Source organism: Thermodesulfobacteriota bacterium, from assembly GCA_034189135.1.
Lineage (GTDB): Bacteria > Desulfobacterota > Desulfobacteria > Desulfobacterales > JAUWMJ01 > JAUWMJ01.
Genome location: JAXHVO010000120.1, coordinates 25,095 through 39,016 on the forward strand (window position 1 = coordinate 25,095; position 13,922 = coordinate 39,016).

At 43.8% G+C, this 13,922-nt stretch carries 7 protein-coding genes; 4 read left to right on the forward strand and 3 right to left on the reverse strand.

What is annotated here, in order from left to right; all coding sequences use genetic code 11:
• The first annotated feature begins 272 nt into the window (after positions 1 to 272).
• The 3 genes from SWH54_17430 to pgeF all read left to right on the forward strand — a co-directional run bounded on the left by SWH54_17430 (position 273) and on the right by pgeF (position 2,334).
• Complete coding sequence (locus SWH54_17430) at positions 273 to 863, forward strand: ComF family protein (protein ID MDY6793050.1); 591 nt, start codon at positions 273 to 275, stop codon at positions 861 to 863.
• Between the two features lie 51 nt (positions 864 to 914).
• The gene (rfaE2, locus tag SWH54_17435; protein ID MDY6793051.1) at positions 915 to 1,400 is read left to right on the forward strand and encodes a D-glycero-beta-D-manno-heptose 1-phosphate adenylyltransferase; all 486 of its coding nucleotides are present in this window, start codon (positions 915 to 917) and stop codon (positions 1,398 to 1,400) included.
• 154 nt (positions 1,401 to 1,554) lie between these two features.
• Entirely contained in the window at positions 1,555 to 2,334 is a 780-nt protein-coding gene (gene pgeF, locus SWH54_17440) for a peptidoglycan editing factor PgeF (GenBank protein MDY6793052.1), read from the forward strand.
• 327 nt (positions 2,335 to 2,661) lie between these two features.
• Here the strand turns inward: pgeF and SWH54_17445 are convergent, their stop codons facing one another.
• Positions 2,662 to 9,225 carry an SDR family NAD(P)-dependent oxidoreductase gene (locus tag SWH54_17445; protein MDY6793053.1) on the reverse strand — a complete coding sequence of 2,188 codons (6,564 nt, stop codon included), beginning with the start codon at positions 9,223 to 9,225 and terminating at the stop codon, positions 2,662 to 2,664.
• Between the two features lie 165 nt (positions 9,226 to 9,390).
• Here SWH54_17445 and SWH54_17450 point away from each other — a divergent pair, with 165 nt between their 5' ends.
• On the forward strand, positions 9,391 to 9,972 hold the full coding sequence (locus tag SWH54_17450) for a hypothetical protein (GenBank protein MDY6793054.1): 582 nt from the start codon (positions 9,391 to 9,393) through the stop codon (positions 9,970 to 9,972).
• 264 nt (positions 9,973 to 10,236) lie between these two features.
• Here the strand turns inward: SWH54_17450 and SWH54_17455 are convergent, their stop codons facing one another.
• Together SWH54_17455 and SWH54_17460 are read right to left on the reverse strand one after the other, a co-directional pair.
• A complete protein-coding gene (locus SWH54_17455; GenBank protein ID MDY6793055.1) occupies positions 10,237 to 13,143 on the reverse strand; it encodes a PEP/pyruvate-binding domain-containing protein in 2,907 nt (968 codons plus the stop codon).
• A 214-nt stretch (positions 13,144 to 13,357) separates the two neighbouring features.
• Positions 13,358 to 13,922: M20/M25/M40 family metallo-hydrolase (locus tag SWH54_17460; protein ID MDY6793056.1), on the reverse strand; the 565-nt coding region annotated here is incomplete at its 5' end.

The following is a 13,922-nucleotide window of genomic DNA, read 5'->3' on the forward strand; positions in this document are numbered from 1 at the left end:
ATGCTTTTGAGAGGGTGCTTTTCCCGAAAAAGTGCACGGTATGTGGCTCTTTCTTTCATTCAGATTTGAACCGAAGGTTATGTTCACCGGAAAAAATTTTACAGGATAAAAAATCTTTGGTCTTTCATTATGGGAAAGATACACCAGAAAAGCCGGTGGCTTCCTGTTTAAATGGTGTTTTTAAATTTGACAGGCTTTTATCTCCCTACTTATGCCCAACATGTCTAACAGGGTATGCACCTGTTCAATCCCCAATTTGCATTAAATGCGGTATGATGTTTAAAAGCCGGGAAGGGGACGATCATCTTTGCGAAGACTGCATAAAACAACCGAAATACTTTAAGATTGCGCGTGCACCCGGTATTTATGATCAGGCCCTGATGAAAGCCATACATTGTCTAAAGTACAAGGGGAAAATTCAGCTGGCCAGGCCGTTTGGAATGCTTCTTTTTGCTGCTTTTATTCGGTTTTGGGATATGGATAAAATTGACCTGATTATCCCTGTTCCGCTTCATTCCAAAAGGATAAAGGCAAGGGGATTTAATCAGGCGTATCTTCTGGTCCGTAAATGGAAACAGCTTGCCATGGCATTGAGTGCCGAAACGCCGGCTGTCACGATCGACCGGAATATACTGGTGAGAAAAAAATGGACAGAGCCCCAGACCGGGTTGGGCCGCAAAAAACGATTGAAAAACATCAAGAATGCGTTTAGTGTTAACAATTGCTCCAAGATTGCGGGGAAAAGAATACTAGTAGTCGATGATGTTCTTACCACGGGAGCCACCGTAAATGAATGTGCAAAAACATTGATAAGCCATGGTGCCAAAAGGGTGGATGTACTCACCTTGGCGCGGGCGATGTGACTTCTATCTGATTGACATTAGGGCAATTTTTTTAATAGGTTAAATGAATACATGGATACCATTTCTAAAATAATAAAACTGCCGGAGCTTCAAGCGAAAGTGGATTCGATTAAAGTGTCAGGAAGTAAGGTTGTATTTACCAATGGCTGCTTTGATATACTGCACGTTGGACATGTTCGCTACCTTGCTGCCGCCCGCTTGAAAGGGGATGTGCTCATAGTTGGTTTGAATTCCGATGACTCGGTAAAATCGATTAAGTCCACCAAGAGGCCCATAGTGAACCAGGACGAAAGGGCCGAAGTCCTTGCGAGTCTGTGGTGTGTGGACTATATTATTTTATTTGATGAACCGGACCCCCTTTTACTTATTCAGGCCATTAAACCTGATATACTGGTTAAAGGGGATGACTGGGCTGAAGAAAATATAATAGGGGCTGACTTTGTTAAAGAACAAGGCGGCAAGGTCATACGGGTGCCGGTGGTACCCGAAGCTTCTACATCAAGAATTATACAAACAATCGTAAAGAGATACCGTTGATCACCCATAGCTCAAGTTCCACTTTCACCGCAAGCGGAATTGCATTTCTGGAAAACAGTATACATGATGGAAAAACCTTTTTGCCGTGAACGGTGAACCTTGAGCTAAAAGCTGTTTATGACTTGGAACGTTTCTCTAAAATAAATTACCAGATATGAGCTTAATATCAGTTAATAGAAACGGCACTTCATTCTATCAGTTCCCCAACCTATCCAGGTTTTCGAATATCGACCATGGGATTTTTACCAGAAAGAACGGCTACAGCAAAATGCCGTACCAAAGCCTTAACACAAGTTACAGCACTGGTGATGACATCAGAAATGTGAGGTTAAACCGATCGGTGATCGCGAAGTGTTTTGACAGCAATGAGCTTATATTCGCCAAGCAGGTACACGGGACGAAAGCTATGGTGTTTACCCAACAAGCTATTCCACGGAAAAAGAATTGCTACGATTTACTCCCTGAATGTGATGCCATGATCACAGATGTTAAAGAAAAATCTCTGGTGATACAGGTGGCGGATTGCCAGGCCATACTGATTTATGATCCTGTGGGGCAGGTGATTGCGAATGTTCATTCAGGTTGGCGCTCAAGCATAAAAAATATAATCGGACGAACCATATATACTATGCAAGAGGAATTTGACTCAAAGCCGTGTCATATGGTTACCGGTATCAGCCCTTCACTTGGCCCATGCTGTGCGGAATTTGTAAACTATAAAGATGAGATTCCCCAAGAATTTTGGAAATTTAAGGATGATTCAGATCATTTTGATTTTTGGGCCATCAGCTTCAACCAGCTTTGTGATGCAGGGGTTTTAAAGAAGAATATATATTTAAGCGAAATATGCACCCGTTGCAATACTGATTTATTTTTTTCCTTTCGCGGCGAAGGGACCACGGGAAGGTTTGCTAGTGTGATTGGTTTGAAATGATTAACGGAATGCTTTTTTGAATGTATTTTTAAATAGGCTAAATTATTACTGTAGATTGTAATAAGTTAGCACTTTGAAAATATAGCTGTTTTTGTTGGGATATTGCTGATTCGAAAAAGCATTTTTTAAATATCGAATATCGAACAAGGAATTTCGAATGACGAAGTGTGGAATCGCAACGCTCTATCTTTTATAATAGTATAAATGACGGAATGCCTTACTTCGACATTCATAATTCCTTGTTCGGTATTCTGCGGTTTAAAACGGATTCGCAAGCTTGAATTCGTCTTAAAAAGCCAAAGGATTAAAATAGATTAAGCCCAACACTTAAAGGTTTGAAGTTGGTTGTGGTTTAAATGCTTTATATAGTGAAGCGTCAAAAACAGCTTCATATCCCGTCAACTTGGCAATGATCACATTGTCTGGGTCAAGGAAGGTAAAGTCCCCTCTCATGATATGATCAGTCGCTTTATGTACTTTAAGTATTGCCGTAATCCCCTTGGCAGGAAATCTGTCGCAATACTGTCGGTACGAAGCCAGGTAGCTTGGAAGAGATACCTTTCCCATCTCATCATAGCACCAGATAATCGCCATTTGAAAAGCTGAATCGAGAACCAGGGGATCGGCTATCCAACTGTTTCTTAAAGGGTCGACCATCCATTTTTCAGGTGAAGGCGCCGAGGAAATTTCAGCAATGATTCCCTCAGGGGAGTAGCCGATGATTTTCTTTATTCCGCGTAGCTCACTGCCATGAAAAAGAATTTTATCATATACCTCATCAATGCTACGAGGATAAGTTTTTGAATCAAAATATTCCGATGAATTGAAAGCAGGGGGCAGGGACGGTTCATCAGATAAAATGGCCTTTGCGCGGGAGTGTATGACCGGCATATTATCTTTAAATCCGTTGCGCAGTTCCACATTAACTTCGTAAGTTTTACCATTTTTTCTGGGTTTGCCCGCCATAAGGCGAATTAACTTTTTCTCCTGATCGAGCTTGATGCCGTTTAGAATTCGCATATCATCGAAGCCGTGAAGAATAAGGCCCGGATTTTCATGAAGCGCGCCATGCCCGAGCCATTCAGTCATCAGGGCAAAGGGAACCACAGGTTTTCCATCCAGGACGTGTGAATTAAGAACCGGGTATTTTTCAACATCCAGCTCACGTTTAAAGGTAAGAGAAAGGGGATCATTATTTTTTAAAACAGCCTCCGGTTTTTTTTTAGAAGCCAGGCTTATTTTGTCGTCTGTTTCATTATGGACAATGATTTTCGAACCGATCACGACTTCTGCCGGGGCGTTTTTGTCCCCCATCATTTCGTAAAGCATACATTTTGCACCCTCTTGTACTGGGATCAGGTGGACACCGTTTTTGGCAAATTCTCGTTTTAATGAAGGCGATACCATACCTCCATCCCAGGGGCCCCAGTTGATAGATATCACCTTACAATCCGGTCTTAATACCGATTGCTGCCACGCTGTTTTGTTCAGAACTTCATTTGCCATGGCATAGTCAACCTGGCCCCTGTTTCCCATCCGGGCGGTTATGGATGAAAAAAGAACAATGTATTTAAGGGCGTCCTCTTTGGTTGCATCAAGAAGCGCTCTCAGTCCCATTACTTTGGTGTCAAAAACTTTGTCAAACTGTTTAATGGTCTTATCGGTGATAAAACGATCTTCAACAACGCCTGCGCCGTGGATAATACCTGTTATGGGGCCATGAGTTGAGTGAATTTTATGGAAAATCGAAATGACACTGTCATATTTACGGACATCCACCGAGTAATAGGTAACATCGGAACCTGCCGATTTCAACCGTTCTAAATTGTTTGCGATTTCACGATTTGCCATGTGCTTTTTATAGGCGGCTTCAATCTTTTTAGGCGATGTCTTTTTTTGGCTAAATTCATTTTTAAGGATGGCTTTTTTTATCAGGGATTCATCTTCCAATGTTGCCAGCCATTCTGGTTCAGGTGACGGCGAAGGGGAGCGGCCAAGAAGAATAAGGGTGGGGTTGCCATGATTTGCCAGGGCAAGTGCCGCGGCAGAGGTAATGCCTCTTGCGCCGCCTGTGATAACCATCACATCATCCGGGGTAAAATCAGCTGTATGCGGCACATCCAATGTATATGGTGAGGATTCAAGCTCAAGCGTATGTCGCATTCCGGGCGGCAAATTTTTGCTAAAACCGATTTCAACAGGGCCAGATGGATCGGGAGTTAACAGTTCTGTCACGATCAGCTTGGCAAGTTCCAAGTTTTCTTTCCATCCAGGTTCGACGTCAATGGCACGGCAGCATACATTTTCCCATTCAATGGCGGCTGTTTTTGCAAGCCCGATCAGACCGCCCTGCAAGGGGTTGAGCATCCCCCGGCCCTTAAAACCAAAGGCCCCGTCTATCCTGGTGATAGTAGCAAAAATCGCACCACCATTTTCGCTGGAATGGAGAATGTCGGGCGCCACATGATTTGCCAGCAAAAATGCGTCTTTTAAATCCGGATTGGTATTTTGAGCCTCGGGCCCAGCTTCAGGATTTGCCACCATGATAAGACCGGCAGCTTCAGGGAGCTTTTTTTTATACTTTAAAATATCAGGAGAAATAAGAACGGTATTGATATCCTGCAACTCAAATTCATCAATAATCGCCTGTGAAAGACCGGTTTTGTCGTCGGTAATGAAAATTTTTCTTCCCTTTGGTACCGATATTCTTTCACCCTGGTGAAATTTATTTTCCATTACGGAAACAACTTTTCTATTAATTGTACCCGAAAGGAGGGGGGATGCATTGTTAGAAATAGCAGCCGGTTTATCATCTGCAGGTTTAGTTTCTAAATCGGTTGGATTTAAAGAGCCCGGTGTTGAATTGCTGAAAGGTTCGGTTTTCAGGCCTTCGTTTTCAAGGTATTGGACGATCTGGCCCAGTGTTTTCAGCGTACCCACCACATCGGGAGAAATGGAAGGCAAAACAGGCATTTTTTCTTCAAGAGTGGAAAGAATCTCAACCCGTTTTATGGAATCAATACCCAGGTCGGCTTCAATGTCCATATCAAGGCCGAGGGTTTCCACCGGGTAACCGGTAAGCTGGCTGACTACTGAAAGCAGGGTCTGTTCAATATTTTTTTTTTGATCTGGGGGTGGCTCAAAATCGTTTTCCTCAGACGAAAAAGATAGGTTTTTTTTGTTTGGTCCTTTAGAATTTATCGACTCGTCCACCGACTGAGAATTGACCATGTATGCGACAATCTGCCCGAGTGTTTTTAGGGTTCCCACCATATCGGGTGAAATGGGTGAAAGATGAGGAATTTTTTCTTCCAGAGTAGAGAGGATTTCAACCCGTTTTATGGAATCAATGCCCAGGTCGGCTTCAATGTCCATATCAAGGCCGAGCGTTTCCACCGGGTACCCGGTGAGCTGACTGACCACTGAAAGCAGAGTTTGTTCAATATCTTTTTGCTTTAGCCCGGGCGATAAAACAGATGACTTAACAGCTGATTCGACAGAGACCTCTTCAGGTTGGGCTTCGATCCGGTTCACGGCATTTATCGCGTCGGGAACCACTGTTTCAATGGTGCCGGAGCCGACAAAACCTGCAGAACCTCTCGCGGCATCCGCTTTGGTTTGTTCCACCGTGCTTTTTGGCTGCCGCTCTTTATGGCGTTCGGTATCCGGTTTGGCAACTTTTTCTGCAGATGGGGATTTCATGCCCAGGGAAACTTCAACAAGCCGGTGTGTGCTTTCCATCATTTGCTGTAAGGATCGACTCGCATCGGATTGGGTTTCTAAAAATTTTTGGTGGGTTTCGGCGGTCTGCCTTTGAAGGTCCTGCATCGACTTTAAACCTTGTTGAACCAGGCTTAACGAATCGATAATAAAGTTTGAATGATTTTGTTTGCTATTTTCCATTATAGGTCGCTTTCCGTCGATATAATCTACCTGCGAAACACGGTTTTTAGTCTGTTGCGGTGGTAATTCGGAGTTATTATTTACCGGATCGTTTTTTCTTTCAGATGGTGGCCTGATGCTTGTATATTCAGCTTTACTGTTTTGCGGTTTGATGTTTTTTGTTTCAGGTTTGGGTTTTACGTAATTTGCTCCCGAAATAGGAATGCTCATTTTTTGCTGTGCTGGTTTTAAAACAGGATGTTCCCAGTTGCTTAATTTAACCGGATATCCCAAACATGCCAGCTGACAAAGAGTCGCGGCGAGATCCGACACTCCGAAACGAGACCCAGAAGATCTGTCCATGGGGATAGATATAAAACTTTGACCTGCTAAAATAGACCTCACCAGACCGGACATCACCGATTTCGGTCCGACTTCGATGAAGGTTTTCACCCCTGATTTAAAAATATTTTCAATTTCACTCTTAAAATCCACCGGCTGCAGAAGGTGCCCGGCCAAAATCTTTTTTACTTTTTCCGGGTCTAAAGGGTAGGGGAGCCCGGTGGTATTGGAGAAAACCGGTATGTCTGAAGGGGTAATATTAATATCTTTTAGATACCCGGCAAAAGGAGTTTGCGCATCTTTTACAAAGGAACTGTGAAATGCGGCAGATACCGGTAGTTTTACTGTTTTAAATCCTTTTTTGCTTAATATTTCATCTGCCTGCAAAATGGCTCTGGTTGAGCCGGAAAGAACCCCCTGGTCCGGGCTGTTTCTGTTTGCCAGAATGACATCCAGATTTGCAGTTGAAATCAGCTCGTCAAGTTGGTCAAGGGGGGCTTTGACCGCCAGCATACTTCCGCTGTCATGATTATTCTTTCTTCCCGCTTCTGCCATCAGTTGGCCCCGGCAGTGTGCCAGAAAATAAAGCGTATCCTCATCGATCCATCCGGCAGCGCAGAGTGCGGCCAGTTCACCAAAGCTGTGACCGCATGTCACGTCCGGTTGTAGGCCGAATCGTCCGAGAATTTTCAGCATGGACAGGCTGATGGCCCCAATGGCCGGTTGAGCAATCTCGGTTCTTTTTAAATTTTCTTCCTGAGCGGTCTTTTCTTCTTTACTCACAGCGGGCACAGGATAGATAAAATCGCTCAGGCGGGATTTTCCTTTATGGTTTTTATTTGCTTTTTCCAGGGAATCAAGAGCCTCCGGGAAAATGCAGGCCAGGTCATGGCCCATGCCGACATATTGGCTTCCCTGACTTGGGAACACAAATGAAATTTTCCCGGGTGGCTTGCCAGAGCCATAATAAATATTATTTTCATTCCAGTTTGATTTTTCCCGATTTGCCTCCAACGCATTCATGGCTTTGGAAAAAAGGGCAGGCAGATCTTTAAAATCTTCCAGGACAATTAAAAGCCTGTGTGGATCTTCAGGGGAAAAAGTTTGCCTTGTTTCTGCAGCCTTTATGGCAATATCTTTAAAGGGCCGGTCACTGTCAATTAAGGCCTTGAAATCTTGGAAACGCTTTTTAAGCTTTTTTCGACTCGATGCGGACAGGGCAAAAATTTCCACTGAACCGTCCCAGGAAGTCTGATTTTTAGCTGGTTCGTATTCTTCCAGGACCACATGGAAATTACTTCCGCCGAATCCGAAAGAGCTGACACCGGAACGGCGGGGATGTTTTTTATCAGCCACCCAGGGCCGGGTATCAGTATTAAGATAAAAGGGAGATTGATCTATATTGAGGCCGGGGTCAGGATCTTGCGCTTTCAAGGTGGGAGGCAATACTTTATTATAAAGCGAAAGCGCGGATTTTATCAAACCGGCCGCTCCTGCTGCTGCTTTGGTATGACCGATCATAGATTTTACCGAACCGAGTGCACATTTATGGCTACTATCACAAGATTCACTGAAAACCTGATTGAGCGCCTTGAATTCCACCATATCTCCCACGATGGTTCCGGTGCCATGTGCTTCGATAAGACGGACTGTAGCAGGATCGATATCAGAGTTTTCGTACGCCATTCGAAGTGATTTGGCCTGCCCCTCTGGTTTTGGAGCATAAATGCTTTGGGATCTGCCGTCGCTTGAGGTCCCCATGGCCTTTATCACCGCATAAATCTTGTCTCCATCTTTTTTTGCCTCTTCCAGTCTTTTAAGCACAACAAGGCCGACACCTTCTCCCAGCACCGTACCATCCGCATCCTTGGAAAATGGTCTTGCATCTCCGGTGGGTGAAAGGATATGGGTTTTTGAAAAGCACATGTACATGAAAATGTCATTTAGCGTATCTACACCACCGGTAATCACCATATCACTCTTACCGGATATGAGTTCCATGAGGCCAAGGTGTATGGCGCTCATGGAACTGGCACATGCCGCATCAACCACACAGTTGGTGCCGCCCAAACCCAGGCGGTTGCATATTCTTCCTGCGACCACATTTCCCAGCAGGCCGGGAAAGGAGTTTTCCTGCCATGAGATGTATGAATCGGATATTTTATCAATAACGGTTTCAGTGGTTTGTCGAGGGACGCCGGCTTGTTGAAGGGCTTTGCGCCATTTGGGAAAGCCGAGTCTTGAGCTTAAAGGGATCACCAGTTCCTGTGTCCCGGTGACTCCAAGTATGACGCTGGTTTTATCCCGGTCAAACGCTTTTTCTTTTCCATAGCCGGCGTCATCCATGGCCATTTTAGCGGCCATCAGGCTAAGGAGCTGGGAAGTATCCGTTGCTTCAATCGAGTTGGGGGGAATTCCGAATTCGGCCGGATCAAAAGAGACAGGGGAGAGAAAGCCGCCACGCTTGCAATAGGTGTGATCCGCTTTTTTGGGATCAGTATCAAAGTACTCTTCCGCAGACCAGTGGGTGTCGGGGAGGTCGGTTATGCCGTCCTCACCGCGTGAAATAAGACGCCAGTATTCCTTGACGCCCGGTGATTTGGGGAAAAAACATCCTATCCCTATAATAGCGACAGGAATATTGGGTATGGTTTTGATATTTTTCAATTTGCAGTACTTTAAAACTTAAGAGTTCGGCTTTTTTCGTGGCCAACGCTTCTATCAAGTATTAAGCAATTTTAATAATATAACGCATAAAAACCATATTTGCAAGGACTTGACAACAAATAATCTGGTTGATAAGGTGGTGTAACAACTTATCAACATAAAAATATGATTAAATTTTACACCAACAGGGAGTTATCACAAAAACTGAACATAAATCTTGCCAGGTTCAAGCGCTGGTCCCGTGAGTTTCTGCCGCCGGATCCGCTGGGAGGCATGCAATCCGGATATGCAAGACAGTATTCTATAGATAATGCTTTTACAATCTATCTTGGCGGACATTTAGTCGGTGAACTTAAATATACTATTCCGCAAGCAAACAAAATACTTGAAGATTTAAAAAAGTGGTTAAGGGAAAACGATTTTTACATAAACACTGAAAATCCCGGGAAAACCGGAAATAAAGCCCGGGCCCTGGTGAAAGAGTATATCATTTTTATTCTGCAGGAAAATGATTTAGCAACAGGTTCCGGCAAGTTTTCATACAGAATCCGAGGTATAATAAGCAATTTAACGGCAAATAATAATGAGTATGGGGTTAGAGAGGAACGCTATATTGAGGATTATGTTCCGGCTGATAAAAGAAATAATCATATAGTCTGCGAAAAAATGCTGAAGATAACCATGCTTCATCGTTATTTTAAAACCTGTGTAACTCAGGTGGATAGGCTGAAGACTGAAGACTGTTAGGGAAAAGCGCATTCTGAAGCCATGTTTGGTGCAAAAATAAGATATTTCCACCCAAGAACGGCAACCGTGCTTTTTTGACCCCTTCGGCCTTCAGTCTAAACAGCTTCAACCTGACTATGTGAGTTAAAAATGTTTGGATTAAAGCCGATGGTCTTGTAAAAGTAGAATTTACCACAGAGGACAAGAAGTTCACAGAGATAGCTGATTAATAAAACAAGATATTCTCTGTGTTCTCTGCGAGCTCAGCGGTGGGAATCCATACTTTTATCGTATCAAAACCGCCCTCGACTTTTTCCCGTCAATTTTCAACGTGATGGGCCGGTCCAGTTTTACATGCCTCAAATAGTCGGTTTCACTTTGGGGCAATAGAGATTTCAACCATTTCCAGTCCAGAAAATCTTCATCATTTTCTTTTATGGTCAGGTAGCTGATACCCAGAGAGGTGATGTTGTGAAAAAAATGGGATCCTTGGGAAGGATCGGCCTTTAAGTTTTCCGCTGTGGTTTCGATTACCGCTCCTATGCCTGAAATATTGTTCCAGGTGACAGGAATTCCCAGCCACCGGTCGGCCGAGCCCCACCTTCCCGGACCGATCAGAAGATATTTTTTGTTTTGCTGTACCATCTGCCGGTTCATTTTTCCTATTTCAGCGGCTATTTCAACGGTTCGTGCCGGGTCAAACGAATCAGGTCTGACATAAATGATGTCGGTAATATCTTCAAATTTACCATTACCCAGGGCCATGGTTGAAAAACAGAAAGCGCGCCTTATATCTTTCTGGGTAATTTCAACATCCCGGTTATACTGGCTGATGGCCATCGGTCTGATCTGAAGCAGGGAGAATTCCGCTTTTTTCTTGTTATTGAAATCGATACTAACGGAAAACTCGATTTCAACCGGAGACCCCATCCCTTTTCTTCCTATTTTCAGGATTTCGCTAAGGATCGGTGGGAGCGGAAATAAATCATATTTTAATATACCGGCAAAGGTAAGAACCCGATAACCGGGAACATTACCTGCGTCACGTATCCTGTTTTCTTCAGGAATGTAAGTGCTGGAAAGATGAACCACAGGTGCATGATCGGATACGTCATCTATTTCCAGCTTTTCAAGAGTTGCGTCATCTGTTGCATTATCTTGCGATTCCAAAGATTCCGCTGAATCAACCATTTTCAGTGCAAAGAAAAACCGCTGTGAATTTTTTAAAATGTCATCTACGGTAGAAAACTGTGGGAGGAATTGTGGATATTTTGGTGAAAAGCGAAGGGATGTCCCCCCTTCAACCACTGTTTTACCCAATCCCAGTGCAATATGGGCAATTCCCTCCTCCGGTTTCATATGGGATATGGGATAGAAGTTGTAAGACTGGGCCACTCCTGCAAGTGCCGGATAGAAGTAATCGCCTTGCCGGTTCCCGCTAAGCTGCTGTATAATCACCGCCATTTTTTCATCTTCGGTTCGATGCAAGGTACTTCTGGCATAGGCCCTTGGTATTTCAAGATATGTGGAGGCATACACCAGTTTTATGGCGATCTCAAGTTGCACGAGCCTCTGATCAGGGTCTGGGTCTTGGTTGGGCAGCATATAAGTCTTGTAGATACCGGCAAAAGGTTGAAATTGGGCATCTTCAAGAAGGCTGGATGAGCGAATGGCCAGAGGATAGTTTATATGTTCAATAAATAATTTAAGGTTGCTGTGAAGCCAATCGGGTAGGGAGGATTGTAAGAAAATCTCAGAAATCTGGTTATCACTATAGTCGCTGGTGGGAATGTCTCTCAGCTTGTTTTCGTTGATAAATGAATCAAAAGCTTCTGTAGAGATGACCAGGGTTTTGGGAACGCTGATGGTGATGTCATTAAATTTTTTATGGATATGAGGATTTTTCTTAAGCTGGGTGGACATGAATGCCAGGCCTCTGGCTTTTCCACCGAGGGAACCTTTGCCGATTTTAATGAAATCAGCATCCGGATCAAAAGCATCTGAAACAAAATCGGTGATGATCCCTTTCTGGCGGCCCATTCTCCGTTCTTGAATAGAGGCAACCAGATGATCTTTTAATTCTTTGATGTTTGGGAAGTCAGATGTTTTCAAGGGCTTAAGCTTTGAGGCCAGCAGGATTTCAGAACGGGCCATGAGCCAGCTTGAAAAGTGATTCCGGGTGGCATGAAAAAAGATAGATTTATCGGGAATAGAAGGAACAACCTTTTCCATTTCCATGAGATTAGAGGCCCTGGCTATTTCCCTGCCGTTGGGAAGACGAAAGATGAAATCGCCGAAGCCGAGTCTGTCCATAAAAAAAGAGCGGATTTCAGAATGGAGTGCGGGCGAATTTTTATTGAGAAAAACAGCAGGAATCTTTTCTGCTTTTTTGCGGTTTGCCTCTTCCGAGCTTAAGTTTAGTAAAGGGATATCCGGAATTTCTTTTTTTATCATGGAAAGGAGATCGAATCCCGCTCGATTGTCTAATTTGCCTTTTCGGGGAAAACGGACATCGGAAAATACGCTCAGCAGATAAGGTTTAAACTGCCGGTAAAGCTTTTCGGCCTCTTCATAATTATGAGCCATCAGTATTTTGGGTCGTGCGCGCATTCGGAGAATGCGATGTTCGTCATTGATTGATTCTTCCATGACCGCCTGGGTTTGCCTGACGATTTCTTTATAAAGGATCGGAAGAAAGGATGAATAATATATGGGTGAATCTTCCACCAGAATAATCACTCTGACCTTTGCCCTCTGAGTATCATAGGCCACATTCATCTGATCTTCGGTATTCTTGATCAGCGCAAGAAGCAGATCACTGTTTCCGTACCATACATACAGTTTATCTATCGAGGTGGTATCCGAATACTTAGAATCAAGGAGAAGCCGGTTGGTGTTATGAGCCAGGAGAAAAATCGGCAATTCGGGGCATAGCTTTTTTATTTTCCTTCCCAGACTAAACGCATCCATGTCGTCCAAGCGGGGCATGGTGATCACCAAATCAAATTCTTTGTTGGATAAAGTATTCAGGGCCTCCTGGGCAGTGGATACCCAGGTAAGCTTGGGCGGGCGGGAAAGATTCAATCCGCGGTATTCATGGATGATTCTTTCCGCCAGGCGTCCTTCCTCTTCCATGATAAAGGCGTCGTAAGGACTGGAAACCAGAAGGATTTCAGTAACTTTATTTGCCATCAGCTCATGGAAAACCTTAAAGGAAAGATCAAAATCATCCAGGTGGTTATTCGGCAGATTTGTGTTTGGTATTGGATTCATAGTAGAGGGTTAAATTTATTTTTCAGGGAAGATTTAAATATACAACAATCTAAACGAGGAAACAAGAAACAAGTTGAAATGGGGGAGAGTAAAATCGACTTTATCTTTAGAGTTCATATTTATTAGAGAAGGATCATACTTTAACAAATGTCTTGCAGCATTGAACAATAGAGCATGCAATAAGGGCAGCTCTTTGCCAAAGGCTTTCTTTGATCATATATTCGTCATCGCTGTGGTCTTTTCCTCCCATTGGCCCCAGGCCATCGATTACAGGCACATTTTGCTGAGCAATTAAATTGGCATCCGATGCGCCTGCTCTGAACTCTTCCTTAATCGGCAGGTCAAGGCTTTTTGCCACATCTTTGACTGCTTGGAAAAGCTCTCTGTTGGCAGGATTCTGATTCATTGGAGGACGGCTGGTTAATATTTCCACTTTGCTGCTGGTATATGGTGTGTGTTGTTTTTTTACGATGGCTTGTATTTTTTCTTCCACATATTTTTTGTCCTCAACAGATAATAACCTGAAGTCGATGAATGCGGTTGAATCCTCAGGCACTGTGTTGGGACCGATTCCTCCCTTAATTACAGAGCTAAACCCCCAGCTAAGCTGGGGAGAATGGCAAAAGCTATGCTGAGTATTTAAAAAATGCTCCTTTTGGATTAAAGGTAACAGCGCTGATTCTGTGACCAAAATCCAA